The 26375-nt window shown below is 59.1% G+C and carries 28 protein-coding genes; 18 read left to right on the top strand and 10 right to left on the bottom strand.

The window, feature by feature from the left end:
- Positions 1 to 274: 274 nt before the first annotated feature.
- Genes D882_RS0122475 through D882_RS0122465 form a run of 3 tightly spaced genes read left to right on the top strand, consistent with a single transcriptional unit; the run spans position 275 to position 1805 of the window.
- Positions 275 to 478 (top strand): hypothetical protein, encoded by a 204-nt coding sequence (locus tag D882_RS0122475; RefSeq protein ID WP_027925318.1) that lies wholly within the window; start codon positions 275 to 277, stop codon positions 476 to 478.
- A gap of 57 nt (positions 479 to 535) precedes the next feature.
- Positions 536 to 1051, top strand: coding sequence for a DoxX family protein (locus D882_RS0122470; protein WP_027925317.1), 516 nt, complete (start codon positions 536 to 538; stop codon positions 1049 to 1051).
- A gap of 55 nt (positions 1052 to 1106) precedes the next feature.
- Positions 1107 to 1805, top strand: coding sequence for a dienelactone hydrolase family protein (locus D882_RS0122465; RefSeq protein WP_027925316.1), 699 nt, complete (start codon positions 1107 to 1109; stop codon positions 1803 to 1805).
- A gap of 72 nt (positions 1806 to 1877) precedes the next feature.
- Here D882_RS0122465 and D882_RS0122460 read toward each other — a convergent pair whose 3' ends face one another.
- Together D882_RS0122460 and D882_RS0122455 are read right to left on the bottom strand one after the other, a co-directional pair.
- The gene (locus D882_RS0122460) at positions 1878 to 2846 is read right to left on the bottom strand and encodes a nitrilase-related carbon-nitrogen hydrolase (protein ID WP_027925315.1); all 969 of its coding nucleotides are present in this window, start codon (positions 2844 to 2846) and stop codon (positions 1878 to 1880) included.
- A gap of 87 nt (positions 2847 to 2933) precedes the next feature.
- Entirely contained in the window at positions 2934 to 3872 is a 939-nt protein-coding gene (locus D882_RS0122455) for a GlxA family transcriptional regulator (protein ID WP_027925314.1), read from the bottom strand.
- Between the two features lie 262 nt (positions 3873 to 4134).
- Between D882_RS0122455 and D882_RS0122450 the strand changes: the two genes are divergently transcribed.
- Positions 4135 to 7629: a membrane protein gene (locus tag D882_RS0122450; protein WP_027925313.1), complete on the top strand. Its 3495-nt coding sequence runs from the start codon at positions 4135 to 4137 to the stop codon at positions 7627 to 7629.
- 41 nt (positions 7630 to 7670) lie between these two features.
- On the opposite strand, the gene D882_RS0122445 is transcribed toward D882_RS0122450, so the two are convergent.
- Genes D882_RS0122445 through D882_RS0122435 form a run of 3 tightly spaced genes read right to left on the bottom strand, consistent with a single transcriptional unit; the run spans position 7671 to position 10788 of the window.
- Positions 7671 to 8750: a putative urea ABC transporter substrate-binding protein gene (locus D882_RS0122445; RefSeq protein ID WP_032833637.1), complete on the bottom strand. Its 1080-nt coding sequence runs from the start codon at positions 8748 to 8750 to the stop codon at positions 7671 to 7673.
- A gap of 39 nt (positions 8751 to 8789) precedes the next feature.
- On the bottom strand, positions 8790 to 9737 hold the full coding sequence (locus tag D882_RS0122440; RefSeq protein ID WP_027925311.1) for a hypothetical protein: 948 nt from the start codon (positions 9735 to 9737) through the stop codon (positions 8790 to 8792).
- Position 9738: 1 nt separating this feature from the next.
- On the bottom strand, positions 9739 to 10788 hold the full coding sequence (locus D882_RS0122435) for an isopenicillin N synthase family dioxygenase (RefSeq protein ID WP_371258957.1): 1050 nt from the start codon (positions 10786 to 10788) through the stop codon (positions 9739 to 9741).
- 312 nt (positions 10789 to 11100) lie between these two features.
- Here D882_RS0122435 and D882_RS0122430 point away from each other — a divergent pair, with 312 nt between their 5' ends.
- Positions 11101 to 11595 (top strand): PaaI family thioesterase, encoded by a 495-nt coding sequence (locus tag D882_RS0122430; RefSeq protein WP_027925309.1) that lies wholly within the window; start codon positions 11101 to 11103, stop codon positions 11593 to 11595.
- A 27-nt stretch (positions 11596 to 11622) separates the two neighbouring features.
- On the opposite strand, the gene D882_RS0122425 is transcribed toward D882_RS0122430, so the two are convergent.
- Positions 11623 to 12243 (bottom strand): cell wall hydrolase, encoded by a 621-nt coding sequence (locus D882_RS0122425; protein WP_027925308.1) that lies wholly within the window; start codon positions 12241 to 12243, stop codon positions 11623 to 11625.
- Positions 12244 to 12382: 139 nt separating this feature from the next.
- On the opposite strand from D882_RS0122425, the gene D882_RS0122420 reads away from it, so the two are divergent.
- Positions 12383 to 13234 (top strand): CAP domain-containing protein, encoded by an 852-nt coding sequence (locus D882_RS0122420; RefSeq protein ID WP_027925307.1) that lies wholly within the window; start codon positions 12383 to 12385, stop codon positions 13232 to 13234.
- A gap of 31 nt (positions 13235 to 13265) precedes the next feature.
- Here D882_RS0122420 and D882_RS0122415 read toward each other — a convergent pair whose 3' ends face one another.
- Positions 13266 to 13502, bottom strand: coding sequence for a hypothetical protein (locus tag D882_RS0122415; protein ID WP_027925306.1), 237 nt, complete (start codon positions 13500 to 13502; stop codon positions 13266 to 13268).
- Positions 13503 to 13702: 200 nt separating this feature from the next.
- On the opposite strand from D882_RS0122415, the gene D882_RS0122410 reads away from it, so the two are divergent.
- Positions 13703 to 15466 carry an L-lactate permease gene (locus D882_RS0122410; RefSeq protein WP_027925305.1) on the top strand — a complete coding sequence of 588 codons (1764 nt, stop codon included), beginning with the start codon at positions 13703 to 13705 and terminating at the stop codon, positions 15464 to 15466.
- A gap of 91 nt (positions 15467 to 15557) precedes the next feature.
- Positions 15558 to 16445 carry a YghX family hydrolase gene (gene yghX / locus D882_RS0122405; RefSeq protein ID WP_027925304.1) on the top strand — a complete coding sequence of 296 codons (888 nt, stop codon included), beginning with the start codon at positions 15558 to 15560 and terminating at the stop codon, positions 16443 to 16445.
- Positions 16446 to 16616: 171 nt separating this feature from the next.
- Here yghX and D882_RS0122400 read toward each other — a convergent pair whose 3' ends face one another.
- Positions 16617 to 17405, bottom strand: a complete 789-nt coding sequence (locus tag D882_RS0122400) for a DeoR/GlpR family DNA-binding transcription regulator (protein ID WP_027925303.1) — start codon at positions 17403 to 17405, stop codon at positions 16617 to 16619.
- 126 nt (positions 17406 to 17531) lie between these two features.
- Here D882_RS0122400 and D882_RS0122395 point away from each other — a divergent pair, with 126 nt between their 5' ends.
- The 4 genes from D882_RS0122395 (at position 17532) to D882_RS0122375 (ending at position 20709) form a co-directional block, all read left to right on the top strand.
- Positions 17532 to 18413, top strand: coding sequence for a serine hydrolase (locus D882_RS0122395; protein ID WP_027925302.1), 882 nt, complete (start codon positions 17532 to 17534; stop codon positions 18411 to 18413).
- A gap of 126 nt (positions 18414 to 18539) precedes the next feature.
- On the top strand, positions 18540 to 19349 hold the full coding sequence (locus D882_RS0122390; RefSeq protein WP_027925301.1) for a DUF2092 domain-containing protein: 810 nt from the start codon (positions 18540 to 18542) through the stop codon (positions 19347 to 19349).
- Positions 19346 to 19537, top strand: coding sequence for a hypothetical protein (locus D882_RS0122385; protein WP_027925300.1), 192 nt, complete (start codon positions 19346 to 19348; stop codon positions 19535 to 19537). The genes D882_RS0122390 and D882_RS0122385 overlap by 4 nt, the downstream gene beginning before the upstream one ends.
- Before the next feature lie 290 nt (positions 19538 to 19827).
- On the top strand, positions 19828 to 20709 hold the full coding sequence (locus tag D882_RS0122375; protein ID WP_027925299.1) for a glycoside hydrolase domain-containing protein: 882 nt from the start codon (positions 19828 to 19830) through the stop codon (positions 20707 to 20709).
- Between the two features lie 14 nt (positions 20710 to 20723).
- Here D882_RS0122375 and D882_RS0122370 read toward each other — a convergent pair whose 3' ends face one another.
- Positions 20724 to 21392, bottom strand: coding sequence for a hypothetical protein (locus D882_RS0122370; protein WP_027925298.1), 669 nt, complete (start codon positions 21390 to 21392; stop codon positions 20724 to 20726).
- A 178-nt stretch (positions 21393 to 21570) separates the two neighbouring features.
- Here D882_RS0122370 and D882_RS01000000131340 point away from each other — a divergent pair, with 178 nt between their 5' ends.
- The 3 genes from D882_RS01000000131340 to D882_RS0122355 all read left to right on the top strand — a co-directional run bounded on the left by D882_RS01000000131340 (position 21571) and on the right by D882_RS0122355 (position 23419).
- Positions 21571 to 22038 carry a hypothetical protein gene (locus tag D882_RS01000000131340; protein WP_155953744.1) on the top strand — a complete coding sequence of 156 codons (468 nt, stop codon included), beginning with the start codon at positions 21571 to 21573 and terminating at the stop codon, positions 22036 to 22038.
- 170 nt (positions 22039 to 22208) lie between these two features.
- The gene (locus tag D882_RS0122360) at positions 22209 to 22457 is read left to right on the top strand and encodes a hypothetical protein (protein ID WP_027925297.1); all 249 of its coding nucleotides are present in this window, start codon (positions 22209 to 22211) and stop codon (positions 22455 to 22457) included.
- Positions 22458 to 22678: 221 nt separating this feature from the next.
- Entirely contained in the window at positions 22679 to 23419 is a 741-nt protein-coding gene (locus D882_RS0122355) for a hypothetical protein (protein WP_027925296.1), read from the top strand.
- A gap of 39 nt (positions 23420 to 23458) precedes the next feature.
- Here the strand turns inward: D882_RS0122355 and D882_RS0122350 are convergent, their stop codons facing one another.
- A complete protein-coding gene (locus D882_RS0122350; RefSeq protein WP_027925295.1) occupies positions 23459 to 24262 on the bottom strand; it encodes a membrane protein in 804 nt (267 codons plus the stop codon).
- 390 nt (positions 24263 to 24652) lie between these two features.
- Between D882_RS0122350 and D882_RS0122345 the strand changes: the two genes are divergently transcribed.
- From D882_RS0122345 to D882_RS0122335, 3 genes are all read left to right on the top strand, one after another.
- Positions 24653 to 25258: an SCO family protein gene (locus D882_RS0122345; RefSeq protein ID WP_027925294.1), complete on the top strand. Its 606-nt coding sequence runs from the start codon at positions 24653 to 24655 to the stop codon at positions 25256 to 25258.
- Positions 25258 to 25731 (top strand): copper chaperone PCu(A)C, encoded by a 474-nt coding sequence (locus D882_RS0122340; protein WP_027925293.1) that lies wholly within the window; start codon positions 25258 to 25260, stop codon positions 25729 to 25731. Before D882_RS0122345 ends, D882_RS0122340 begins: the two co-directional genes overlap by 1 nt.
- A 122-nt stretch (positions 25732 to 25853) precedes the next feature.
- Positions 25854 to 26279: a hypothetical protein gene (locus D882_RS0122335; RefSeq protein WP_027925292.1), complete on the top strand. Its 426-nt coding sequence runs from the start codon at positions 25854 to 25856 to the stop codon at positions 26277 to 26279.
- Positions 26280 to 26375 lie beyond the last annotated feature (96 nt).

Genomic DNA, 26375 nt, shown 5'->3' with positions numbered 1-26375 from the left:
AAAGTCACGCCCCATGGGATTGCGGGGACACTGAGGCTAGACGCTGCGCGTCGGCCAGGAATCACAGCGGCCTCACCCCAATCCAAAACCCAACGCCTACACGGGATTCGCGGTGGCTGTGTATCTGCGTGTGTACAGACCCGCCCCTGACACACCCCGTCCATAAAACCCCGCCCCAACGACACATCGCAGATACACCGGCTTGGTCAACTGCACCGGTCGATTGGCCAAGCCGATCAAAGCGCTCAACTCACTCACTGTACGGAGTATCACCATGTTCAAGCTCTCCACTTCTTCCCTGACCCTCGGCCTGCTCATCGCCGGTGGCCTGGCCTTGTCGAACATCGCTTCGGCCTCCGAATCCGAAGCGTTCAGCATGAAACAACTGGCCCACGGTTACAGCCAGGTCCAGGCCGACACCGCGGAAAAACCCGCCGAAGGCAAATGTGGCGAAGGCAAGTGCGGTGCCGCCGAGTAGTCCCCTTGCGCGGGGCACTCGATGCCCCGCATTCCTGACCTGACGGAGATCTAGCCCATGAACACTTCAATCTCTTCGGCCGTCAAAGGCCTGCACCTGAACCTCGACCGTGCCGGTAGCTGGCTCGCGCCCCTGACCTTGCGGTTGTTCATTGCCTGGGAATTCTTTGAGTCGGGCCTGGAAAAATGGAACGGCGAGAACTGGTTTGCCGACATCCAGGACCGTTTTCCGTTTCCGTTCGATCACGTGCCTGCCACGTTGAACTGGGAACTGTCGATGTGGGCCGAGCTGATTTGCGCCCTCGCGATACTGGTGGGTGTGGGCACGCGGGTCTCGGCGATCATCCTGATCGTGGTCACCGTTGTCGCCACTGCCGCCGTTCACTGGCCGGCCGATTGGTCTACATTAAGTGAGCTTGCCCAGGGTTACGCCATCAGCAATAAAGGCCACGGCAACTTCAAACTGCCGGTGATCTACCTCGCCGCCCTCCTGCCCTTGCTGCTCTCGGGTGCCGGCAAGCTGAGCCTCGATACGCTGCTGGCGCGATTTTTCTGGCGCCGTCACAATCGTTGAAATGCTACCGTGACACGCTTCACCTTCCACCTCACTTGCGTAGACAGGAGCCACCATGAGCGTGACCACCCAATGGATCGAGATCGACAGCGACGACGGTAAATTTGGCGCTTACCTGGCCATTCCGCATACCCAGCGTGGCCCGGGGATCGTCTTGATCCAGGAGATCTTCGGCGTCAACGAGCACATCCGCTCCGTCGCCGAGCAATACGCCGCTGATGGTTATCTGGTGATCGCGCCGGACCTGTTCTGGCGCAACGGCCACCGCATCGAACTGACCTACGACGAAGCCGGCTGGAAACGCGCCGTCGAGCTGATGAACGCCACCGACATCACCAAGGCCCAGGCCGACATCAAACTGGCCATCGACACCCTCGATGCCCAGCCGGGGCTGGATGGCGGCATCGCTTCCATCGGTTACTGCTTTGGCGGCCTGCTGTCGTACCTCACGGCCACCAATGGTTTGGTGGATGTAGCGATCGCCTATTACGGCGGCGGCATCCAGAATCACCTGGACCGCGCCGACGACATTGAAGTGCCTTTGCTGATGCACTTCGGTGAACAGGACAGCCACATTTCCCTCGAAGCCGTGGAGAAAATCGCCGAACGTTTCGACACCAACGACAACGTGGAAATTGTCGTGTACCCGGAAGCCGAACACGGCTTCAACTGCTCGCACCGCGACAGCTACAACCAGCGCGCAGCGGCTGAGGCGCATGGCAACACGTTGATCTTCCTGGCCCAGGAACTGTAAAACTGCCCACCACGGAAAAGGCCCCTTCATCGATTGATGAAGGGGCCTTTTTTGTACCTCGCGTTTACCCGATCACACGGCTTCCGGTTGACCGGTGACCGCCCGTGTCGGCTGGGCATTGCGCTCATGCACATGGCGGTGCGGTGTGCGGTCGATGTTCAGGCTGAGGATTTCCGGACGGCTGTAGTGACCGCGGCCATCCATTTGACGTTTACGAATCTCGATCTGGAACAGGTCGATGTCAGCGATGACCTCGCCTTCGCCTTCAGTCAGCGCGCCGATGACTTCACCTTGTGGGTCGATGATCGCGGTGTAGCAACCGCCGGAGATCGGGCCGATCTCGCAACCGGTGTCGGCCATGATTTGTGCTTGCTGATCCGGGTATAACCAGGCGGTCGAGTTGACCACAAAGCACGCCGATTCCAGGGCATGCATGCGGATGCTGACTTCCATCTGCCGGGTGAACCGCTCACCGGCGAACGAGCCGGGGTACATCGAGGCGTGGATCTGTTCGCCGTCTTCGATCAGGGCATACCGGGCCAGCGGGTTGTAATGTTCCCAGCAGGCCAGTTGACCGATACGGCCAACAGCACTGTCGATGGCACGCAGGCCGGAGCCATCGCCCATGCCCCAGATCATGCGTTCGTGATAGGTCGGCGAAATCTTGCGACGCGCCTGAATCAGCGTGCCGTCGGCATCAAACAGCAACTGCGTGTTGTACAGGGTGCTGCCATCGCGCTCATTGACGCCGATGGACACGACCATGTTGGCGTCTTTGGCCGCTTTGCCGATTGCATCGGTGGTTGCCGACGGCACGACAACAGCCTGATCGAGCAACTTGTAGTGCTCGGAGCCCATGTCGAATGGCGACTGCACAAAGGAAAAGTACGGGTAGTACGGCACGATGGTTTCCGGGAAGACGGCGAACTGCACGCCCTTCTCGCCGAGTTCGCGAATTTTGTTGACGACCTTCTCTACGGTGCCTTCACGGCTGTAGAGCACAGGTGCGATTTGGACGGCAGCGGCTTTGACGATGGTCATGGCGGTGATCTCACTGAGGGAATGGGCTTCAACGAGATCCAGATTACGGTAATCATATTTTGTCTTAAATGTCGAATACACCACTTTTCAGGTCATCACCCGATTCGCCCGCTGGATCACCTGCGGTGGTTGGCCGAAGGCGCGGATAAAGGCCCGACGCATACGCTCCCGGTCACCAAAACCGGTCTCGGTGGCGACCACATCGATGGCATGCCGACCGGTTTCCATCATCAACCGTGCGGCTTCCACGCGAAGGTTTTCGATGGCTTTGGCGGGCGATTGACCAGTTTCCGCATGGAATACTCGACTGAATTGCCGAGGGCTCAAATTCGCAGCGCCCGCCAACTCTTCCACCGACAACGCGGATTTCAGGTGCTGTTTGGCGTAGGTCAACGCCGCCTGAATGCGATCGGTCTTCGGCTCCAATTCCAGCATCACTGAGAACTGCGATTGCCCACCCGCGCGGCGGTGATACACCACCAACTGCCGAGCCACCGTGCGCGCCACCTGGGCGCCAAGGTCTTTTTCCACCAGCGCCAACGCCAGGTCGACACAGGCGCTCATGCCGGCGGCAGTCCAGAGGTTGCCGTCGTTGATGAAGATGCGGTCCTCTTCGACCAGTACCTTTGGAAACGCCCGTTGCAAGGCCGGCGCATGACACCAGTGTGTGGTCGCTCGCCGCCCATCGAGCAAACCCGCCTCGGCCAGCGCAATCGCACCGGTGCAAATCGACCCCAGCCGCCGGGTGGATTCGCTGGCACGGCGCAAAAACGCCACCATGCCTGGCGACGTGGGCCGGATCAGGTTGTCGCCCATCACCAGCAGCGTATCGAACGCCCGTTGATCGAATGCCTGGGTTTCCACGCCGAATCCGGCGGAGGTCTGCACCGTGCCGCCGTGCTCGGACAGCAGGGAAAGGCTGTACACCGGCGCTTCGGCGGTGTTATTGGCCAGTTCGAAGGTGGCGCACATGGCGAGGCCGAGGACCTGGAAGCCTGGGTAGACGATGAGTCCGATGTGGTGCATGGGCGGTTGATCCCTTTGACCTTAAAAGCGGCATAGATGATTTCAAGCCATCACTCTACGCCAGTTAGCGTGGGGGCAAGAATTCGGCGATCAGCGGATCGAATACTTCAACTTTGTCTATTTCACACTAGTGTATTAACCGCGTTACAACTTTCCGTCGCAACAATAGTTTCAACTACAGAAACTAACTCATGTTCAAAATCCAACTTGCCAATCGGGTCTATAACTAACGTGTTGCTGTCGGCCATTCGAGGGAAAGGCCATGGACATTAATAAGGACTCAGGCACTAATCTGGCGTTTTGGCTACCGGGTAGTGCGGTCATCCTCAGTCTGGTCGTATCGACGTTTGCACTGACTCGCGAACCATTCCTCGAGCCGCGGCCCATCGGTGCGCAGTTTCAGGCGCAACTGCCCATTGAGGCGCGGTTATGGCAAGACCCGTTTGATGCACTGGAGCGCTATCGCAAGAAACTTGACGACATCAAGAGTCCGGATGCCGCGCAATTGTGCACGCCCAGGGCTTCCTCGCCGCCCGGAACTTCCACCCCGCCCGACATCATGGTGTCGTTGGTGGAAGGCGGCCCTTACGCCGACGAGGTCGAGCGCCGGCGGCGCACTCGCTATGCCCTGCTTGCCGGGTTCAAAAACTCCCACCGGGTGCCGGATCAGGAGCAGTACATCCATTGTTTGAGACTGGCCGCCGATCTCTCGGTTGATCCTTCGCCGGACCAACGCTTCATCGATGTGCCGTATGAAATATTTGTTTCCAATCCATTCGATCCACCCAAACCTCTTGAAGGCGCCCCCGAACCCGCCGACCACACCATCGTGTTCTGGCTCAAGCAGGACGCACTGGGTCCACGGCCATTGGAGCAACTGGAGAAGTTGCGTCAAAGCCTGGCGTGCAGCACGGTCGAAAACAGTTACCCATTGGCCTGCACCGGCGTGCCTGACGATCGTACGGTGCTCAAAGTCATCGGCCCCGCCACTTCAACCATCTTGCGTGGCATGTATCAGGATGAAGCCAACGCCCGGGCAACATCCAATGTCGAGATCTACTCGCCCCTGGCCACTGCGGACAACTTGACACTGAAAAACCACCTCAATGTTCCCGAGCCGCCAATAAAGAACAAACAACCCATGAAGTTGCTGCGCACCGTCAGCGACGACGGCACCATGGCGCAACTGACACTGGAGGAACTGAAACTGCGCAATGTCGATCCGGCCACCAGCCTGCATTGCAGCAAAGACAAGCGGCAGCGAAACGGACAACTCTGCGTAAAGAACAGTTGGCCGCTGCCGCCAGACCGAATCGCACTGATTTCCGAATGGGACAGCTTTTACAGTCGCGCGCTGATCGAAAGTTTCAAGGCCTGGGTGGTCGACAAGGCCGACCTGAACGAACGCGACGACAAGACAGCAGTCGACAAGTGGGTTTTACGTTACAGCTATCTACGGGGACTGGACGGACGCCTCCCCGAGGAAGCCGCGAGCAATGACAAAACCGCCAGCAGCGATGCCGGCAAAAACAGCAAGGACGCCAACAAAATTGACCTCAGCCCACTGGAGAAAGCCGACGGAAACTCCCAGTTCGACTACCTGCGACGCCTTGCCGACCACATCGCGCGCGAGGACGCGGTCTATCGACAAAACGGCGAACCAGGCATCGGCGCCATCGGCATATTAGGTGTCGATACCTACGACAAACTCCTGGTATTGCAGGCGCTCAAGAGCCGGATGCCATACAAGCTGTATTTTTCCACCGACCTCGACGCGCGCATGTTGCAACGAGGTCAGGCCGAAACCACCCGCAACCTGATTCTGGCGGCGCCTTATGGGCTGACGCTGACGCGCGCCCTGCAACAAGACGTGCCGCCGTTTCGCGACAGTCTGCAAAGTTCGGTTTTCGTGTCCGTGCTGGCGGCATTGGCACCACAACCCTTCGATGCCAAGTTTGCGAAATTTCACTATTCGAAATCGAACCTGCTCTCGCCCGGTATGTATGAGGTGGGTATCAGCGGCTTCATCCCGCTGGCCAGCCCGGTAATCCATGAACGCCCGACGAGTTGCGAGGCTGCGACCCTGCTGACCGTTTCGGATCAAGACATACGTCCTCACGATCTGATGTCTTTGAACTGCCTGCAGGATCCATCGCCACCGCCCTACCCTGATGCTTCTCAATCCATGCGCGAAGAATTCAAAAGAACCCAAGCATTTTTCTGGGCTGGGCCGCTGACGTTTACCCTTCTGCTACTTGGCGGGTTCATTGCCTGGCGATGGGTGTCGGGGCCAAAAATGGCCCACGAGACGAAGCTTGACTGGGTACGCGGCGTGCCCATGACGCTTTATATGATCGCGGCAGCCTGCGCATTTATCGCCACCCGCTTCTGGCATGCCGAGTTTCTCTGGTTCACGTTCGTGCTGATCCTGCTGGGCATCATTACCTCGAACTGGACCCGTCACCTCGACCAGCAGACACTGGAAAATAACGCAACGGCCAGCGCCAGCAGCGGCGTGTACGATTCGCCAACGTGGTACATCGTCGTCCCTCTCGTGGGGTTCGTGCTCGCGTTGATGCTGGCGTACCAAATGCGCAGCACCTTGACGAACAATGGGCTCGGCGAGCCGATGTTCCTGTTTGAAGGCATCAGTGCCTGGCCGACGGTAGCGCTGCGCGTCGCCGCCGTGCTGATCTGCCTTTCGGCACTGGCATGGGGCTGGCGCAACCTGCGCATCAACAGGGCCGAGATAGAAAGCGCCTACCAGTTGCACGCCTACATGCGCAGATACCGATTGGGTTTGTGCCGCCAGGTACTGCACTTTTTTCACAAAGGCAGGCGCTGGAGCTTTCGTCGTTGGTGCAATGAGTTTGGGCATTTCCTGTTGCTGATTTTTTTCCCGTTGGTCAGTACCAATGACAACTGGTCAAAGACGTGCACAACGGTCCAGGCCAACTGCGACGACGAACGAAATATGATTTCCATTGCGCGCTTCTGGGGAGAGCACTGCATCTGCGGAGCGTTCGGTGCCCGCCTCTTGCGCGCCTTGCTCGCGACCTGGGTGTTCATCGTGGTCACCAGCGTCTTGTTTGTGATCTGGCCAATGGAACAGGTTCCGGTGCGCGGTCAGTCGAGTTGGTGGATGTTCGTTTGGCTGATCCCGACCCTGGCTTTCCAGGTGCTGGTGTTCTGGGTCGTGGACGCCAATCTGCTACTGACCCGGTTCATACGGCATCTGAGCAATCACCATGCGATCTGGCCCGAAAAGCTGCAGCAGGAACACGGGAAGATTTTCGGCGTTCTCAGGCATCCCTGCATCGATGAATGGGTGGACTTGCAGTTGATCGCCAAGCGCACTTCAGCGGTCAGCCGCCTGATCTATGCGCCGACGGTGGTCATGTTGATTCTGCTGGCGTCGCGCAGCAGCCTGTTCGACAACTGGCCGACGCCTCCCAGCGTGGTCATTTCATTCCTGCTGACCACGCTGATCCTGCTCGCGTCCGCACTGTCGCTGCGTCGGGCGGCCGAAAAGGCTCGTACGCTGGCATTGATGCGTATCGATGCCTATCTACTGGAGACCCCCAAAAAGCCGGGCTACTACGAAAAATTCCAGATGATCCGCGACCGCATCGCCACGCTCAACACGGGCTCGTTCTCCCGCTATTCCGAAGACCCGCTGATTCGTGCGCTGTTGCTGTCGCTGACCGGCATCGGTGGTTCAGCCATTGTCGATGCCTTGAACTACGCCAAGTTCTGACCGCCAATAAGGGGGCACTCCTTCGAACGCCCCCCGAACGGTCACAGCTGATTGGTCACCGCCATATTCACAAACTGCGTATCAAACCGCAGCTTGATATTGTTCTTGTCACCCAACGTCGAGCCATCGGCGAATTGCATGCCCACGGCATCGGCGCTGGTCGCCGCCTGACCCAGCAAGCCCTTGGCAAAGGAGAAGGTGCGGACCTTGTCCATGGTGTGGCGGATCGCGTCGGAATTGGCGAATTCGAACGCCGTGGCCGGTGTATAGAACAGCATGGTTTGCGTCAGTTGATCTTCGTAGCCTTTGAGGTCGGTGCCCGAACGTTCAGCCATCGAGGTGCGTGCGGCGATGGCCTGGCCGTTGTCGCCAGACATCAACTGCAGCGTTTCGAACCAGGCACCGACCAGTGCCTTGCCCAGTTCCGGGTTGGCCTTCAGGGTCTCGGTGTTGACGGCCATCATGTCGATGATCTCGCCCGGGATTTCCTTGGAGGTGAACACTTCCACCGCCGTTGGTGACTGTTTCATCACCATGCTCAGTTGCGGGTTCCACAGCGCCGCTGCGGTCACGCCGGGGGTGGTGAAAGACGCCACGGCATCGGCGTCCGAGGTGTTCATGATCTTGATGTCCCGCTGCGACAGGCCATGGATGTCCAGGGCCCGGGACATCAGGTAGTCGGAGACCGACAGCTCCACCAGGTTGACCTGTTGGCCCTTGATGTCGGCGAAGGTCTTGCCGTGTTTGAGCACGATGGCATCGTTGCCGTTGGAATAGTCGCCGAGGATCAGGCCGGTGGTGTCCACGCCATTGGCACTCGGAATGGTCAGGGCGTCCATGTTGGTCATGCCGCAGGCGTCGAACGCGCCAGCCGCGTATTGGTTGATCGATTCAATGTAGTCGTTGAGCTGCACCAGTTCGATCTTGATCCCGTACTTCTTCGCCCACTTGTCGATGATCCCGTGTTCACTGGCGTAACCCCAGGGCATCCAGCCGGAATAGATCGACCACGCCACCTTGAACTCCTGCTTTTTCTCCGCCGCCGAAGCGCCGAACGCGAGACAGGAGACGGCCAGCAACACCGCTGCGAAACGGTAAAACACGCACGAGAATGCCTTCATGGAAACCTCACGGGTTATGAAATGGGTGACGCGTTGATGTCAAACGAGCGGCTGGGTGTAGCGGCTCAAGGTCGGGGATTCACGTGCGTACCATTGCGCGGCGCTGGCGGTGAATCCGGTGGTTTGTGTGTAGCTGACGTCGGGTTCCAGGGTGTCGATGACGAACAGGCGTTCTCGGGCAACGCCATCGACGGCGACTGATTGCGAGACGTGCTTGCCGTCGGCCAGCCGCTCGAAACCCTCCAGTGAAATTAGCGGCTGACCGACACGCCCGGCGCAGGTGGAAAGCGTCACTTTGTAGCCTGTTTCGAGAGAACCTTCGGCCACCGATGTCTCAAAGTTGAATGCACGCTTGAGCCATTGCGGGTCTTCACCGTGGCGGGCGATCAGATCCCGCAGCGGTTCGCCCTCAGGACTGGATTCGAGCGGATCAGCCCGCCCGAGCACCAACGCCGCATGCTCACCGCAGACGATCAAACCACCGCCACGGTGCAGCACAAAACCGCTCAGCACCTCTCGTTCCTCAATCAAGCGCAAGCCGATCAACGCACCCGACTTTGATACCTGGAGTCGCCAGTCCTCGACATAGGCCCCACTGGGGGAAAACTCGATCATGCAGTTGCCGATGCGCTTGAGCACACCGGGCTCGGGCCAACGGTTATGCAACTGTAACGAGGTGTCGGTGTGCCAATTCAACACGTCGCCTTCCCATGAACACAACGCTTCCCAGCCTTCGTAATTGGCCAGGGTCTGCAGTTCTTCGGCACTGTATTCCAGCAGCGGTTTGGCCGGCACTTGTTGGCCTTCCAGCGGCAGGCGCAGATCGATGGTGAAGTGGCGGCTTTGAAACCAGCAGACGTGGGTGTCCACGTCAGTCAGGCCGTCAGCGAAACTGATCGAGCGGCGTTTGTAGAAGCCGAGCATCCAGTCCGGTACGCCATCAGCGGCGGGTTGCGGATGTTGGGTAACGAGATCCAGCAGATTCATCTCAAGCCTCCCCCGCCATGGCGACGCGACCAAACGAAGACAAACCCTTGGCGCCGTCGGGCAAGCTCAACTCGCCGGCGGCCAGTCGCTGTTTGAGGTAGCGGAAGGTTTGCAGGGTTTGCGCGTAGAGGTGATCGCCGCAGACGTGTGGCCCATAACGGCTGGGGGTTTGCGGGTCGAGCAACTGTGCGATGGGCTCGATCACCGTGTCGTAGTCACAGGCGCAAAACATCGGGAAGGCGTAGCGCTCCTGAGCGACTTTGCGCACCCGGTGAGCGGTGGCGACGTAGCGGCCGTTGCTCAGCACTTCCATCATGTCGCCGATGTTGATTACAAACGCGCCGTCCACCACCGGCACGTCGATCCACTGCCCGACCCCGTTCAACACTTCAAGGCCCGGTGCAGTCGGCAGCAGGATGGTGAAGCATTCGTAATCAGTGTGCGCGCCGATGCCGGGGCGATCCACCGGGGCATTCGGCGAAAAGGGATAGTGGATCAGGCGCAGTTGGCTCGGCGGGTTGTTCACCCGCTGGCTGATGGCATTTTCCGGCAGGCCCAGCGCCAGTGCGAAGCCGCGAAACAAGGTGAGGCTGAGGTTGAACACCGCGTCGTAGTAGGCCTTGATGTCGTCCTTGAAACCCGGCAAGACCGGCCAGCGATTCGGCCCAAGCATCGGCCGTCGCCCCAGCGCCGACGCATAATCGAAGCCGACGTCGAAGGCTTCCTTGTGGTCGATAGCCCCTTCGACAAATTGCTCCTCACCTTCGGGCACATAGCCGCTGTGATTGCTCGACAGTCCGATGTAGTCCTGCATTTTCTGCTCGGTCGACTGGGCGAAATATTCCGCTGCCCGTTGCTTGAGCCGATGGATGATCTGCGGGTCGATACCGTGCCCGGTCACATAGAGAAACCCGGCTTGCGAGGCGGCGTCGCCCAAGGCAATCGCTGCGTTTATGCGTTCGGATGCGAGGTTCGAAAACAGCCCGCTGATGTCGACGAGGGGCAAGGTTTCAAAGGCTGAATGAGGGGCAATTCGAGGCATGGGCGCCATAAGTAACCTCCTGATGATTAGTCAAAATGTCACCTGGTCGTCCAGATATCGCACAGCCGTGAGGCCTCCGGGTCGTCCCGGATCATTCGCACCGAAAAAGGTGCGCTGTGACAGGAGCAATGTGCATGCCACGTTTGCGCCCGACTTGCATCACCGCGCTATCTCATTGATTTGAAAGCACCGGTGCCCGTATGGGAAAGCTGATGGCGCTCGGCGTGCGCTGTTAAAAAAGCACCAGGATGGCGCAATGGACTTCCCCTCGTTCCAGCGCTTTAATCGCAGACGGACTTCAAGGCACAACAAGGGATCACCATGCTCGATATCTCCATGCAGGACCGCGCCGCACCGGATGGCGTGTGCTACGGCTGCGGCAGCCGCAACCCTCACGGATTGCACGTCAAGAGCCACTGGCACGAGGACGGCGTCCACGTCGTCGCCGAGCACCTGCCCGAGGCCAAATACTGTGGCTGGCCGGATCTGGTGTACGGGGGCTTGATTGCGATGTTGGTGGATTGCCATTCGAACTGGACGGCCATGGCGTATCACTACCGGGCCGAAAACCGCGAACCGGGCTCCCTGCCGCGCATCGACTGCGTCACCGGCAACCTGGGCATCAAGTTCATCAAACCGACGCCGATGGGCGTTACGCTGACCTTGCGCGCCAGGGTTGAGGGCGAGGTCGGGCGCAAGACCCGCGTCATCTGCGAGGTCTACGCCGACGGCGTGCTCACGGCGGTGGGCGACTCAGTGTTTGTCCGGGTCGATACCGGGCAACTGGCCGCCGCAGCGCATGGTCGCGAGGCTTAAGTGCTGTGAGCCTCTGGGTCGGCCGAGCTACTTCGCCGACCCGTCATGGGGCTTGTAGAACACGAACAAACCGATGCTCGCTGTTTTGATGTACTCCTTGGCCCAGACCGGTTTCACCGTCTTGTCGTGAAAATACATCGCGCCGCCGGTGCGATCCGGCAGTTGCTTGTTCAGCGCCTTGCGCGCGATTTCCTTGGCCAGCGCATATTGCGTTTCTTCCTGGACCGAGTCCGATTTCCCGTCGCACCACCAGGAGAACTGGCAGCTCTTGGTTTCGGAACCTTGCTTGACCACTGCGCACACCGTATCGGGAAAACCCTCGTGGCCGAGGCGGTTCATCACCACGTTGGCCACCGCTTCCATATCGGCCGTGTCCTTGCCTTTGGCCTCCCAGTAGATGGAGCGCGCCATGCAGGTAATCGCGTCGTCCAACGGCGCCGTGCCGGCCGGGTCGACGGCCTGGACTTCGGACTGGGTGATGGCCTCGGACTTGGGCACCGGTACATTACTGCTCTTCTCGGCGGCCTTCTGTTCAAGCACCTGCGCCTTGTCTTGCGCAACCTCCTTTTTTTGTTGTTGATCGTCCGCCATGGACTGACCGGTAAGTAGACACAGAGCGAGAAACGCGGCGATGCATTTAGCGGGCATGGTGCAAACACTCTGAAAGGTGTCGGATTAGGGTAGTAGCCAAATCATATCAACTACTCAGCAACAAACTGCAAAAAGCCATTGCCTTGTACGGGGGGAATTCGCGCATCATGGGCGCAGTCCGTCCAAGGGGGTTTCCATGCACGTCTTTTCATCCGCTATGCGCTTGTCGGGGTTGTCGTTGGGTCTGGTGCTTGCCACAACGGCCATGGCGTCCGAGGAATCGCAACTGGCCGATTCGATCAACGCCTTTCGCAGCCTGCCGCAGAGTTGCGCCGGTCAGGTCTCGCCGGAGTTGCCACCACTGACCAGCGATCCGCGCCTGATTTTGCCGGCCAGCGGACAGGTCGACTTGCAGCAGGCCATGGTGCGTGCGTCGTATCCGATGCTCCATGTGCAGGCGATATCCCTGACCGGCCCGCGTGATGCGCAATCGGCAATGATGGCGATACAGGAAAGCTTCTGCCAGGTGGTGCTTAACCTGAAATTCGTCGACATCGGCGTCAGCCGCCAAGGCAACGACTGGCGCATCGTGCTCGCCCGCCCGCTGTTGACCGCGCGCCTGGGTGATGCCGCCGCCGAAGGCCAGAAGCTGTTGGTCGAGCTCAATGCCGCGCGCAGCAAACCCCGTCAGTGCGGCGCCCAGTCATTTGCCGCGACCACGCCGCTGGCCTGGAACGCCACCCTCGCGTCCGCCGCCGAAACCAACTCGCGGGCCATGGCCAACGGCAACTATTTTGATCACAAGGACCGCGACGGCCGCACGCCAGGGGATCGCGCGGAACTGGCGGGTTACAACTTTCAGCAGATCGGCGAGAACATTGCCGCCGGGCAAGACACCGTGCGTAAAGTGGTCGACGGCTGGCTGGCCAGCCCCGGTCATTGCGCCAACCTGATGAACCCACAGTTCCGTGAGCTCGGCGCGGCTTACGCGAACGATCCGAAAAGCGATGCAGGCATCTACTGGACGGCCATGTTCGGTACGCAATAAGGATGATGAACAGAGCGGTGACGAGCCGCTCTTACAACGTTTGCTGACTGTTGCCGACGGTCTTGGCTTGCTCGATGGCCCAGTCCATCGCCGCCTCCATGTCCAGCAGGTGCGGGGACGGATGGTGGTTTTCTTCGATCACCGAACCGTCCGGCCGGTACACCCCGATGAGCATTTTCAGGGAGCCGTCTTTCAGTATCTCGGCTGTGACTTTGATCGAGCATCCGTTGGAAAGCGTCTCCTTGTGTTCCTCGTGGCGTTCAGTCATTGCTGTCTCCCCCGCGTGGTGAGTGGATCGGGTCAGTCATCCCTCTGAGCGTAGTAGAAGTTCGCCCGGAATCATCGCCGGCCACGGCACGTTTCAATGGCGACGAACCTGCCGAGACAGCGGCGTAATGCCACCTATACTGCATTTCACCAACCCCGCCCGGGGCCTGCGCTACCCACAATAAAAAGCAGAGGTGGAACATGGTCTGGCAGCAAATCTACGATCCCTTCGGTAACCCGGTCATTTCAACCCTCATGGCCGCCGTGCCGGTGGTGGTGATGCTGACCTCCCTGGCGTTTTTCCACATCAAGGCGCACATGGCGGCGCTGCTTGCACTGGGCTCCGCCCTGCTGATCGCGATCTTTGCCTTCGGCATGCCGGCCAACATGGCGGGCTCGGCGGCGTTGTTCGGGGCGGCCAACGGCTTGCTGCCGATTGGCTGGATCGTGCTCAACATCATCTTCCTGCACCGACTGACCACCGAGAACGGCTCGTTCAAAGTGCTGCAGGATTCCCTGGCGCGCATCACCGACGATCGACGCCTGCAACTGCTGCTGATCGCCTTCTGCTTCGGTGCGTTTTTTGAAGGCGCGGCCGGGTTCGGCACGCCCGTGGCGGTGACCGGTGCGATTCTGATCGGCTTGGGCTTCTCGCCTTTGGCCGCTTCGGGCCTGGCCTTGATCGCGAATACCGCACCGGTGGCGTTCGGCGCGCTGGGCACACCGATCATTACCCTGGCCAAAGTCACCGGACTGGATGAAATGGAGCTGTCGATGATGGTCGGTCGGCAGCTGCCGTTCTTCTCGGTGCTCGTACCGTTCTGGTTGATCTGGGCGTTCGCCGGTTGGCGAAAAATGCTGGAGATCTGGCCGGCGATCCTCGTGGCCGGCGTCAGCTTCGCGGTCCCGCAATTTCTTGTGTCCAACTACCACGGCCCGATGCTCGTGGACGTGATCGCCGCGCTGATTTCCATGGCCTGCCTCACGGGTTTCCTCAAGGTCTGGAAACCGGCCACGGTCCACACCTCGGCCGCCCTGACCGGGCGTGTCGACAACTCGAAAATCGATGCCGAACATGAGCAACCACCGGCGGTCGGCGGGACCTTCTCCGGCGATGCGAAACCGGCGGTGATGCGCGCCTGGATGCCGTGGATCATCCTCACGATCTTCGTCTTCGCCTGGGGCACCCAGGGTTTCAAAAACATGTTCGATACCCGCCCGGCGATCGATCCGCAGACCCAGTCGGTCAAGCTCGACCCGCAGGGCAAACCAATGCGCGAAGCCAACCCGATCTTCTCGCCGGCCCTGACCTTCACCACCCTGCACCTGCAAGTCGAGAAGGTGCCACCGGTGGTGCCGGCACCGAAAACCGAAGAGGCGATCTACAAGTTCACCTGGTTCACCGCCACCGGCAGCGGCATCTTGCTGTCCGCCATCCTCGGCGGGCTGCTGATGGGCTACTCGATCCCGCAACTGGCTCGCCAATACCTGCGAACACTGTGGGTGGTGCGCTACTCATTGATCACCATCGCGGCGATGTTGGCCTTGGGTTACCTCACGCGTTACTCGGGACTGGACGCGACCATGGGCCTGGCCTTCGCCGCGACCGGCATTTTCTACCCGATGTTCGGCACCCTCCTCGGCTGGCTCGGCGTGGCGTTGACCGGCTCGGACACCGCGTCCAACGTGTTGTTCGGCGGCTTGCAACGGGTAACGTCCGAACAGCTCGGGATCAGCCCGGTGCTGATGGCGGCGGCGAACAGCTCTGGCGGGGTCATGGGCAAAATGGTCGACGCGCAGTCGATTGTGGTCGCGTCCACGGCAACACGCTGGTACGGGCATGAGGGGGAAATTCTGCGGTATGTGTTCTTCCACTCGATTGTGCTGGCGATTCTGGTCGGCGGGCTGGTGACGTTGCAGGCGTATGTGGCACCGTTCAGTCATATGGTGGTGGGTGGGCATTAACCCTCGTTGTGCATACCCGGGCGCATGGCCCGGGTGGTGTACCAAACACTGCTTTACTGATTCAAATTCTGATTAAACGGGAAGCGCCTCGATGGAACGTCTCACCGCCAAAGATTTCGCCCCCGAACTGCTCGAACTCTATGACTACTACGTCCACGGCAAGATCAACCGCCGCGAGTTTCTCGATCGCGCGGCGTTGTTCGCTTTGGGCGGTTTGACCGCCAGCGCACTGCTCGCCTCACTGAGCCCCCACTACGCGCTCGCCGAACAAGTGGAATTCACCGACCCGGACATCCTGCCCGAGTACATCACCTACCCCTCACCCAAGGGCCACGGCAATGTGCGCGGCTACCTGGTGCGCCCGGCCAAGGCCAGCGGCAAAGTCCCGGCGGTGGTGGTCGTGCATGAAAACCGTGGCCTCAATCCCTACATCGAAGACGTCGCTCGACGCGTCGCCAAGGCCGGGTTCATCGCCCTCGCCCCTGACGGCTTGAGCTCGGTGGGCGGCTATCCGGGCAACGATGACAAGGGTCGTGAGCTTCAGGCGAAGGTTGATCCCGAAAAACTCATGAACGACTTTTTCGCCGCCATCGAGTGGCTGATGAAAAACGACACCACCACCGGCAAAGTCGGCATCACCGGCTTCTGCTATGGCGGCGGTGTCGCCAACGCAGCGGCCGTGGCGTATCCGGAACTGGCGGCAGCCGTGCCTTTTTATGGCCGCCAGCCAAAGGCTGAAGACGTGCCCAGGATCAAGGCGCCCCTATTGCTGCATTACGGTGAACTGGACAAGGGCGTCAATGACGGTTGGCCGGCGTATGAAGCGGCGCTGAAAGCCGACGGCAAAACCTATGAAGCTTACATTTATCCGGGCTGCAACCATGGTTTCCATAACGACTCGACGCCGCGATACGACGAAGCCGCCGCGAAACTGGCGTGGGACCGCACCGTGACGTGGTTTCACAAGTACCTGGTTTAGGTATCAATTCCTTCGATCATTTACATCACGAAGACGAATTTTTTATTTGTCCCCGGCTTATTCAAGATGTCGCCATCTCGGATAGTCGGACGACACCCTCATGAACCTGAATTTTGCCTTTGCCTGCTTCATCGTTGTGTCGTTTGCGATTGCGCTGGGTCATGGTTGAGCTCAGGCATCGACCTGAATCACTTCAATACCTAACCGCTGATAATCCTCAACGTTGCCCGACGCCACCTGTTGCTCAGTGATCAGCGTGTGGAGGCGATTGCACGGTGCAACCACGAACGGTTCCACCGCCCCCAGTTTGTCCGCCATGGTCACGGCCACCACGTGCGATGCGCTATTGAGCATCGCCTGTTTCACCGGCACCTCATCAAAATGCAGCGAGCTGATGCCGACGTCCGGGTGAATCGCGCAGACCCCGGTGAACAGCAAGTCAGCCTTGATCCCCTCGATCAGCCGCAGGGTTTCCTGCCCGCTGGCCGACATCGTCGCGGGATTGAGTTGCCCGCCGGCCAGGATCACTTTGATGCCTTTGTAGTCGGCCAACGCAATGGCGATCATCGGCGACGCGGTAATCGCCGTGATGGCAATGTCCGCCGGTAGCGACCGCGCGATCTGCAGCGTGGTGCTCCCTGAATCGAACAGCACAATCTGGCCATCCTGCACCCGGCGCGCGGCGAGTTGCGCCAGGCGCGTTTTCACCTCATCGGTTTCACCCACCCGGGTGAAGAAATCCTTGCCCGTGTCTTTCGGTCGCGGCAACGCCCCACCATGCACCCGTTGCACCAGTCCTGCGCTGGCGAGCTCTGACAGGTCACGGCGGATGGTGTCTTCGGACACGGCGAAATGCTGGCTCAACTCCGAAGCCATGACCTTGCCGTCGCGTTCAAGGATCAGGAGGATTTTCTGCCGGCGCACGGAAGGGAGCTCGGATGCAGCGTGCTGATCTTGCATGTTTATGCCTGCTTTTGCGTGTTTATGCGAGATTAGCCAAACCGCCGGAAAAACACAATCGAGGCGGTGATTGATGAGGTATCTGGCAAACTCCCACGGTGCCTTCGTCCAGAGCAGCCATTACCCATGCTTTTTGCCCTTGTCTCAAACGGTTCAATGCCCATGCCTGTAGACCCTCAGGTGATTGTTCCTTGGTGGAGTTTCACCAAGACCGTGCTCAGCGCCGCCGCGCTGTCGCTGGTGCGTGATGGCCTGTTCGACCTGGACGAGACACTGCCGGAAGGGCCGTTTACCTTGCGCCAAGTGTTGCGGCATGAAGCCGGGCTGGCGGATTACGCAGAGTTGGCGGAATACCACGCGGCCGTCGCAAGCAACGAAACACCGTGGCCCGCCGAGGAAATGCTGCGCCGGCTCGACGCGCCCCGGTTGCGCTACACGCCCGGTGACGGCTGGCGCTATTCAAACGTTGGCTACCTGTACGTGGCGAAATTCATCGAACGCCTGAGCGGTCTTGCGCTGGAAGAAGCGTTGACCCGACTGGTTTTTTCACCCCTCGGTCTGTCAGGTGTACGCCTCGCCACAACGCCCGCCGATCTGCAGGGCGTGAACATGGGCACCGCACCATCGTACGACCCGGGCTGGGTTTATCACGGGCTGTTGGTTGGCCCGCTGGATCAAGCCGCTGTTTGTCTCGATCGTCTACTGGCCGGCCAGACGCTGCCGCCGGCGTTGCTGCGCGAGATGCAGACGGCTCGCACGCTTGGCGGGCCGATAGCCGGGCGTCCGTGGCTTGCGCCGGGTTACGCGCTTGGCCTGATGCAAGGCGCGGTCGAGGGTGGGCGGGTATTAAGCGGACACACCGGCGGCGGACCGGGCAGCGTGATCGCGGTATATCGCTGCGGTGAAGGTGACCACACCGCGAGTTGCGCGGTGTTTGCCGAAGGTTTCGCCGAAGGAGCGGTCGAGGCAGAAGCCGTGAGTCGCTTGCTGAACGCCGTCATTCAATAGACCGAATAATCGAGCGCTAATCGCTCAAACACCAGCCCGGATGAGTGGTCGTTCAATACGTAGGTGATGGGACTAACGTTATAAGTCCAGGCCGGGCAACCCGGCAATTCCAAGCGGTGAACTTCCATGGAAAAGATCGCCCGACAGTTAATCGAATCCGCGACACTGCGTATCACTGGCGCCGGTCTGGCATTAATCATCGGATTGAACAGTCCGATCACGGCCCATGCCGATGAGGCGTACGCTAAAAACTTGCTTAAGAGCATGTCCGACTATATGTCAGCGCAAAAAAATATATCGTTCAATTACGACACCGACTACGAAGTCACCACCAAAGAGAAGCAGAAACTTGCACTGTCCGCTTCCGGTACAACCGTCATCAGCCGGCCAGACAAGATACGCAATACTCGCGCCAGCGGATTTGTCGACATGGAAATACTGTTTGACGGAAAAACCCTGACCCTGTTTGGCAAAAACGTTAACGCGTATACGCAAGTGGAAGTGCCCGGCACCCTGGATAATTTGATTGATGTACTCAGGAAAAAATACGACCGACCTTTAGCCGGCGCCGATCTGTTCGTGTCCAACCCTCAAGCGTCCTTGATGACGGGCGTGAACGACATAAAAGACCTGGGCAGTGGCGTCATCAGTGGGGTCGAGTGCGATCACCTGGCGTTCAGAACCAAGGAAGTGGATTGGCAGATCTGGATCGCCCAAGGTGAGCGCCCCTACCCCTGCCGCTATGTCATCACCTCAAAACGGGTGGAGGGTGGGCCGCAGTTCAGCATTCGATTGAGTGACTGGAAGACCGGCAGTGAAGTGGCGGCTGACGACTTCACCTTCAACAACTCGACGAATGCGAAGAAAATCGACTTGAAGGACCTTCCTAATGGCGATGATTTGCCGAAGAACTTTGTGAAAGGACCAGCCAAATGAACCTTTTGATAAAGACAGGCGGGTTGCTGCTCGGCGGCCTGGTGCTGAGCGCCGCGCTAGAACTCGGTGAGACCCTGTCGATCCCCGGCGTACACAGTGTCATTTCCCCGGCCGAAGCCGTCGTTGGTCGCCCTCTCACCCCGGTCAGCGTTGCCGGCGTGGCGCGACGCAGTTCGCGGCGCGATTAATCGGGTTTATAACGGATCGCGATAACTTCAAACACATTGCCGGGCTGTAAAGCCCGGCAAGCATAAATACAACAACACGCACAAAACATATTACACCTTCAACCCTCTCACAAACTTATCAAACCTTGTTGCATCAACTTAACAGCTGATTCAATTCCCTTACACCTTGAAAGTATAAATACTTAAGTGTGTTGACGACCTCGCTAAACGCGCCTCTTATTAATGCCTGAGCGAAAACCATCGACTCTCGCACTCGGTATAAGTGCGCCATCGCCGAAAGGAAACTTATCATGTTCATTATCGACACCCCCTACAACACCACATCAAAACTGCGCAACCTGGTGAAAGAAAATGTACGAACCATTATTCGTTACTACAACTTCAGCAACTCGAGAACGTTCCCTGACAAGTGCTTGACGCTGATTGAGGCGCAATCAATCTGTGCACAAGGCATGAACATCGCCGTGGTGTTCCAACAGCGACAAAACAACGCCGACGACTTTTCCGAAATCAAAGGGTATGAGGCGGGACGCAGAGCTTACCGCTATGCCCACAACGACATCGGCCAACCTGACGGGTCAGGCATCTATTTTTCCGTCGACTTTGATGCCAGCGCCAACGAAATCACCAGCAACATCGTCCCGTATTTCCAGGGAGTGCAGCGGGCGTTCAACGAGGTTTCCGGCGGCCAGCCAGCTTATCGGGTCGGTGTCTATGGCTCGGGTGCCACCGCCAGCGCGTTGTCCAAAAGCAACTTGTGCTCACTGATCTGGCTGGCGATGTCTTCCGGGTTTCGTGGAACGAAGGAGGCGATAAAGAATGGCGCCTATCACATTCAGCAAAAAGCCCCGGCGGCGAAACTGGGCGGCCTGGACCTCGACTTCAACCTGATCAATCCCCAACACACCGACGACTTCGGGGCGTTCGTGCTTGCGGTCGAATCGTCGACCGATACGCTAACTCCGGTTGCCGCCACTCACGAAGTGATAGCGCGCACCAGTCTGAGGCTGCGTGGTGGCCCAGGAACCGAGTACAGCGTAGTGAGTAGCTTGAAGCCCGGTCAGCAAGTAATCGCCAAACCGGCCAACACCGAATGGTCGAGTATCGACCTTCAAGGTGATGGCCTGATCGATGGGTTTGCCGCGTCGGCCTTCCTGAAAGAGTTGAACTGAACACCTGCCAAGGTTTAGTTACTCGCCACCTGCGCCACGTTGCCGGAGGTCACCAACGCCTTCAGCGAAGCATCAAACTGCTTCAGCGCATTCACCTGCAATTCGGTTTGCCGGTCGATCTGCGCCGCAATGTCCGGCGCCGCTTTGCCGTGCACCCAAACCGAAGGCATTTGTTGGGCGCGTGAGCCTTCGGCCTGGCCGATGTACTGCAGGTTCGCATCGTAGAACTTGGCCATGAAACGCGCTTCGACCTGATTATTGCGCTTGGACACCAGGCGGCTGTAGGTGTCCAGCATCACCACCACGTCGGGGTGGGCTTGTACCAGTGCGTCGAGGTTGTCGTAGACCGTCACCGAACCGAACTGTTTTTGCAGCGAGCCCATGAGCCAGTTGATCGCAAGTTTCGGATCAGAGCTGTTGACGAAGGCGCTGCTGATGCGCGAATCCAGCTGCGGGTTCTTCGCGCCGTTCACCGCCACCGCATGGTATTGCTCAAGGTATTGAAGGGTGTTGACGGTGTTTTCGCTGTAGAGCACGCCCACTGATTGGGCATGTTGCAGGCTGGCGGTGCTGTCGGCTACAGGGGGGAAATGGCAAGCCGGCTCAGCCGCGTAGGCCGGCACGGTGGCGGCGACGCTGCCGGTGAATACGGCGACAAAAGCCAGCAAGGTAGACATTCTCATCGCACAGGTTCCTTCAAAGGCGAATTCGGTATGTGGCTATCCTCCTCCCATGGCGAAAAAACAGAACTTGCATTCCTTGATGGTGATTATTGATTAAACCAATGGTTGGTCGATGGGCCTGGTCTACGCTGCTCTGATGTCCCTGTTTCCCCAACCACGGAGCCCAATCGTGCATCGGATGTCTACTACCGCCCTCGCATTAACGCTGCTATTCACACTTTCAAATCCAGCCGCTGCGGACACCCCGGCCCTGAATGAAGCGCGCACCTTGGTCGCCAAAGCGCACATGGGCAGCAACCTCCCGGCCATCGCCCTGTCGACGGCGCAGGGAACGGTGTCCTGGTCGGTGATTGCCGAGAAGCTGGGGGCTGACGACGCCAACCGCATCGTCTCCGAAGAAATCACCGCGTTACTACCCAAGTACCAGCCGGAATGGGACGAGAACCTGGCGCGGGCCTATGAGAAGTCGTTCTCCGAGGAAGAGCTGTCATCGCTGGTCGCCGATGGACCCGCATCGCAATACGTGGAAAAGGTCAAAGCCCAGCAAGCCACCGTCGGTGGAGAGATGCGTTCGACGTCAGAGCCGATTGTGGCGGCGCTGGTGACGGAAGCGCTGAAGGCGACCATGGAGAAACGCGTGCCGTGATACGCCCTTGTTACGTGGCTGATTCCGACGATCTCCACGCTGTTACCTTAGCGACCGTGTTGTCACTTCTGCGCGGCCTGGCCGGCCAATAGAGTAGTGCCTTCGGTGTGCAGGCACGGACGTTCGGCCCGGCTGCCCGCCGATCCCCCCATCACGGAAGAGGTGACACCATGAGTTTCGTCATTGTTGAAAAAAACCAGAGCAGCGTCCCGTCGGAAGCCGATCTGAAAAAGGCCATGTTCGAGTCCGACGGCACGCCGGTTGACGTGACCGGCGACAACGCCAGCCGAAAAATGACCTACACCGGCCTGGTCAATCACACGGTGTTCGAGAACAAGCTGATCGAGGTCGCCAAAGGCAAACGCACCAGCTGGAACTTCACCTTTGCTGACGCAACGGTGAGTGCGGCCGCGCACTGAGGCCACGGCGGGGTGGTCGAAAGGCCTCCCCGCTGTTTCATCGCTTGATACTCCGCCGTTACACGCGCTGTTACCTGCCGGGCTGGAACCGTGTTGATGAGCCCTCCGGCTGTAACGCCAAGACACTTCGCCGCCCCGCTCCGCCCGCCTACAGTGAAGCCGTCGATGTGCTCAATGAGCCATTGATTGCCCGACACACCACACCAAGGAATAGGGAAACCATGAGCAAATCCATTGCAGTAAGCGAGCATCAACAAACACTTCATGACAACGTGCAGGCCGCCATCAAATCGCTGCTGGCCGCTCCAACAGCCTTGAAAAGCACTGACTACGCCAAGGTCCTGACTTCGACGCTGGCGGCCACTCAAAAGTCGGTCAAAATCCAGATCGCCGCCGGCGACCTGACCACGCTGAAACAATCAGGCTACAAGTTGTGTTTCGCCAAGAAGGTCGGTAACGAAGCCTACAATGTGGTCTGGCAGTCCTATGTCCAATACCTGAGCAACAACACCTTTAGCTGGACCCCGCAGTATCAGCTGTTCGGTTCCAATACGTTCCAGGCGAACGTGCAAGTGGAAGTCTCGACCAACATCGTCACGATTGGTCTGGGTCAACAGTCAATACTCGACAATTCGGGGTTGATGGGCGCGGCGACGAGCGGCGGCCCTGACACGTCGATCACCCTGATCAACAATTACGGCAACATCCACCCGGGCGTCAGCCAATTGTCCACCGGCATCGATGGCAAGCAGGTCAGCACCCCGATCTACGTGGCCTCCAACCCAGTGGTCCGCGGCTCTACGGCGCTGACCCCGATCGAAACCCTATTGGTGTGGTTCGAACAGAACGTGCAGACCAGCACCATGTTCAGCACGTCGCGCTCACAATCCGTCGAAATCGACCTGACGTTCGACAACAATGCCGCCCGCCTCTACTCCGGAGGCAGCTGGACCGTCGTGTAAGCCCTGCAACCGGGGCAACCTTGCGGTTGCCCCGTCTATTCAAGCGTCACTGCCGCCACGGGCGAAATACCCCGTCAACGATTGGCAAATCGACTCCGCCAGATCCTCCTGCGTGGCGATGCCGTAAGGTCGATTACGATCAAACTGTTCTGACCAGCGAATCCGCCCCTGTGCGACATCAATCAAGCGCACCGAAGCCCGAACCCGGGTCGACTCAACCCGCACACTGCCCTCCAGTGAGTAATTGCCGCGCCCGGCCCGCACCAGGTCCGAGGCTTTGACGCTGCTGCGTGGCACCTTCATCAATACGTGATTGCCATGGCTTTGTGTCTGCTCGAACGATTCGAACAGCCTGCAACTCAGCTCTTCACACAAGCCCCGGGCAAAGTCGTCGCCGTCGCGGGTGATGCAGGTGAACGGCTGAATCTGCAACACCGGGTGGCGCGCCGCGATCGCCTTGGGCCGAAGTCGTTGATAGGCGAGGCGATAACATCCAGCCGGAAGGCTCAGGTGTACCGGGTCTTGCTGACCGCTGGTGGCGTAATGCGCCGCAAGTTTGCGGCGCAATCGCCCCACCTGCACACGCACCACCGGATCGTCGCCAGTGCAGTAAATCGCCGGATCACGGCGAAACACCGCCAGGCCGATGGCGTGCTCAGTGAGCGCAATGGTCGGATGTTGAAGGTCATGATCGACCAGGAAGCGCAGCAGATCGCCCATCCGCCTGGACTTGGCAAACACCGGACTGGCCAACAACTGCGCCAGCACCCGCTCCATTTCTTCACGATCAAGTGGCTCGGGAACACCCTCGGCACTCGAATGGCCAACGTGCTTGATTACCATTGCCTGCCTCCGTGCAGGTTATCGACAATCACTCACCACCTCTTTTGAGGTGGAATGGATACTGAAGTCGTACTCCTTGAACCTCTGCAATGCTCCCGCCGGGGAAGGCTCGGACGCTGCAAGGTCGAAGCTTAGCAGCCGTAACGCAACGGCGAGGAGATTGTGTCTGCTGCAACGCCGACCTTGTAGCCGGTGCCGAACGCAGGGTCGGCAGCGGCTACAGGGATCGTATCTGATCCGTAGTTTTCTGCAGGTTCTGTCTCTGTACCGCAACCCGCGCCGGTCCGACAATGACCAGCGGACCACTACAGTTTGTTAATATCCACGCGCATTTTTCGTCTGATACATCAGCCGCCCAAGATTTCACGTCGCTACACAGGATTTTCCCCCATGAGTACGTTGTATACCCGTCGCACTGTCCTGCGCGGCATGAGCCTGTTGAGCCTCGGCCTGCTGGCCGGTTGTGATGACAGCAGCAAACTGTCGTTCAAGTACGGCAAGGACCTCAGCGACAAGATCATGGGCCGGACCTTCAAGCTCAAGGACGTCGATGGCGAAACCCGGATGCTGACCAGCTATCGCGGGATGATGCCGATGATTTTCTTCGGTTTCACTCAATGCCCGGCCGTGTGCCCGACCACCCTGGCCCGCGCCGCCCAAGCGAAAAAACTGATGGGCCGCGATGGCGAAAAGCTCCAGGTGATCTTCATCACCCTCGACCCTGAACGCGACACGCCGCAGATGCTCGACAAATACGTCAAATCCTTCGACCCGACGTTCGAGGCGCTGCACGGCACGCTGGAAGAAACCGCCGCCACCGCCAAGGAGTTTGGCGTGTTCTTTGAAAAAGTCCCGAACGGTGACAGCTACACCCTCTCCCACACCGCGACCAGTTACGTCTTCGACTCCCGGGGCAACTTGCGCCTGGGCCTGTCCGCGTCCCTTACCGCCCAAGAGTGCGCAGAAGACCTGCTCACCGTCATGGAGGTCTGCTAATGACTGCCACATCCTTCAAACGCATCAAACAAATGGCTCTGGGCCTGTCGCTGATAGGCCTGGCGTTCCAGGCGTCGGCGCAAACCGAAGTCCACGACGCCTGGGTCCGCGCGACCGTTGCCGGCCAACCGTCGACCGGCGCCTTCATGACCGTGCAAGCTGACAGCGACAGCACCCTGGTAAGCGTTCAGTCCCCGGTGGCAAAAACGGTACAGATTCACCAAATGAGCATGAAAGACGATGTGATGAAGATGGGCATGGTCGAATCCGTCGCGCTGCCGGCCGGCAAGCCTGTGACCTTGGATCCCCACGGCTACCACGTGATGCTGATTGACCTGACCGCCCAGGTGAAGGAAGGCGATAAAGTCCCGCTGACCCTGACCGTGAAAAACGCCAAGGGCGAGCAAGAAACCATCGAAGTGCAAGCCGAAGCGCGGGCACTCGGCACGATGGATCACAGCAAGATGCATTAAGGCCCCGGCCTGATGGCTGCAGCGGATCAACAATCGAATTGAACCCTGCGGCCCATCGCGTTTTCGAAACCCTATAGCGCCGAACTTCGACGAAGTCAGGCGCCATTGGAGAGGAGATCCCGATGAACACCCGACTTCTGCTTCTGCTCGCCTGCCTCAGCCCCACGCTGGCCATGGCTGAAAGCTGCGACGTCCTGACCCGCTCCCAAAGCCCTTCCGTGCCGGTGGTTGAATCCCATAGCTGCTATGAGTACGACGGCATGCCCGTCAACGCCATCGACTGGTCGTGCAGCAACGAAAGCAAGGACATGCTGACCAGCACCAAGAAAAAGGTCGAGCAGTGCGCCGATCACTACCAGGCCACCTGCATTGCCACACTGACCCAGGAATCGTTGGCCAACCCGCACTCCACCAGCAAGGACAAAAACAGCACCTCGCTGAATATCCCCGATAACGCGCAGGTCACGACGTACTACTACAGTGCCGAACACCTGAGTCAGGCAAAGATTGACTGTGAATCGGGCGGCGGGCACTGGAAAGCGCACTAGCCATTCGACACGCCTCCCGCCAAACCCGCTGCCCAGGCGGGTTCGGGCGCTCTGCCTCAGTTATTTATACTCAAATGCCAGCTTAATAATATTTTA

The organism is Pseudomonas sp. URMO17WK12:I12 (genome assembly GCF_000514395.1).
Taxonomy (GTDB): Bacteria; Pseudomonadota; Gammaproteobacteria; order Pseudomonadales; family Pseudomonadaceae; genus Aquipseudomonas; species Aquipseudomonas mucoides.
The sequence above is the reverse complement of the archived record's forward strand: the minus strand, read 5'-3'. Positions and strand labels throughout refer to the sequence as shown.

What these genes read in the sequence shown, in the direction of transcription:
- D882_RS0122345 (WP_027925294.1), top strand. Translation starts at nt 24,653, where the DNA reads ATGAGTACGTTGTATACCCGTCGCACTGTCCTGCGCGGCATGAGCCTG.
- D882_RS0122355 (WP_027925296.1), top strand. Translation starts at nt 22,679, where the DNA reads ATGAGCAAATCCATTGCAGTAAGCGAGCATCAACAAACACTTCATGAC.
- D882_RS0122415 (WP_027925306.1), bottom strand. Translation starts at nt 13,502, where the DNA reads ATGACTGAACGCCACGAGGAACACAAGGAGACGCTTTCCAACGGATGC.
- D882_RS0122445 (WP_032833637.1), bottom strand. Translation starts at nt 8,750, where the DNA reads ATGAAGGCATTCTCGTGCGTGTTTTACCGTTTCGCAGCGGTGTTGCTG.
- D882_RS0122465 (WP_027925316.1), top strand. Translation starts at nt 1,107, where the DNA reads ATGAGCGTGACCACCCAATGGATCGAGATCGACAGCGACGACGGTAAA.
- D882_RS0122430 (WP_027925309.1), top strand. Translation starts at nt 11,101, where the DNA reads ATGCTCGATATCTCCATGCAGGACCGCGCCGCACCGGATGGCGTGTGC.
- yghX (WP_027925304.1), top strand. Translation starts at nt 15,558, where the DNA reads ATGGAACGTCTCACCGCCAAAGATTTCGCCCCCGAACTGCTCGAACTC.
- D882_RS0122400 (WP_027925303.1), bottom strand. Translation starts at nt 17,405, where the DNA reads ATGCAAGATCAGCACGCTGCATCCGAGCTCCCTTCCGTGCGCCGGCAG.
- D882_RS0122350 (WP_027925295.1), bottom strand. Translation starts at nt 24,262, where the DNA reads ATGGTAATCAAGCACGTTGGCCATTCGAGTGCCGAGGGTGTTCCCGAG.
- D882_RS0122410 (WP_027925305.1), top strand. Translation starts at nt 13,703, where the DNA reads ATGGTCTGGCAGCAAATCTACGATCCCTTCGGTAACCCGGTCATTTCA.
- D882_RS0122335 (WP_027925292.1), top strand. Translation starts at nt 25,854, where the DNA reads ATGAACACCCGACTTCTGCTTCTGCTCGCCTGCCTCAGCCCCACGCTG.
- D882_RS01000000131340 (WP_155953744.1), top strand. Translation starts at nt 21,571, where the DNA reads ATGTCTACTACCGCCCTCGCATTAACGCTGCTATTCACACTTTCAAAT.
- D882_RS0122385 (WP_027925300.1), top strand. Translation starts at nt 19,346, where the DNA reads ATGAACCTTTTGATAAAGACAGGCGGGTTGCTGCTCGGCGGCCTGGTG.
- D882_RS0122375 (WP_027925299.1), top strand. Translation starts at nt 19,828, where the DNA reads ATGTTCATTATCGACACCCCCTACAACACCACATCAAAACTGCGCAAC.
- D882_RS0122470 (WP_027925317.1), top strand. Translation starts at nt 536, where the DNA reads ATGAACACTTCAATCTCTTCGGCCGTCAAAGGCCTGCACCTGAACCTC.
- D882_RS0122390 (WP_027925301.1), top strand. Translation starts at nt 18,540, where the DNA reads ATGGAAAAGATCGCCCGACAGTTAATCGAATCCGCGACACTGCGTATC.
- D882_RS0122440 (WP_027925311.1), bottom strand. Translation starts at nt 9,737, where the DNA reads ATGAATCTGCTGGATCTCGTTACCCAACATCCGCAACCCGCCGCTGAT.
- D882_RS0122340 (WP_027925293.1), top strand. Translation starts at nt 25,258, where the DNA reads ATGACTGCCACATCCTTCAAACGCATCAAACAAATGGCTCTGGGCCTG.
- D882_RS0122425 (WP_027925308.1), bottom strand. Translation starts at nt 12,243, where the DNA reads ATGCCCGCTAAATGCATCGCCGCGTTTCTCGCTCTGTGTCTACTTACC.
- D882_RS0122460 (WP_027925315.1), bottom strand. Translation starts at nt 2,846, where the DNA reads ATGACCATCGTCAAAGCCGCTGCCGTCCAAATCGCACCTGTGCTCTAC.
- D882_RS0122420 (WP_027925307.1), top strand. Translation starts at nt 12,383, where the DNA reads ATGCACGTCTTTTCATCCGCTATGCGCTTGTCGGGGTTGTCGTTGGGT.
- D882_RS0122360 (WP_027925297.1), top strand. Translation starts at nt 22,209, where the DNA reads ATGAGTTTCGTCATTGTTGAAAAAAACCAGAGCAGCGTCCCGTCGGAA.
- D882_RS0122475 (WP_027925318.1), top strand. Translation starts at nt 275, where the DNA reads ATGTTCAAGCTCTCCACTTCTTCCCTGACCCTCGGCCTGCTCATCGCC.
- D882_RS0122395 (WP_027925302.1), top strand. Translation starts at nt 17,532, where the DNA reads ATGCTTTTTGCCCTTGTCTCAAACGGTTCAATGCCCATGCCTGTAGAC.
- D882_RS0122370 (WP_027925298.1), bottom strand. Translation starts at nt 21,392, where the DNA reads ATGAGAATGTCTACCTTGCTGGCTTTTGTCGCCGTATTCACCGGCAGC.
- D882_RS0122455 (WP_027925314.1), bottom strand. Translation starts at nt 3,872, where the DNA reads ATGCACCACATCGGACTCATCGTCTACCCAGGCTTCCAGGTCCTCGGC.
- D882_RS0122435 (WP_371258957.1), bottom strand. Translation starts at nt 10,788, where the DNA reads ATGGCGCCCATGCCTCGAATTGCCCCTCATTCAGCCTTTGAAACCTTG.
- D882_RS0122450 (WP_027925313.1), top strand. Translation starts at nt 4,135, where the DNA reads ATGGACATTAATAAGGACTCAGGCACTAATCTGGCGTTTTGGCTACCG.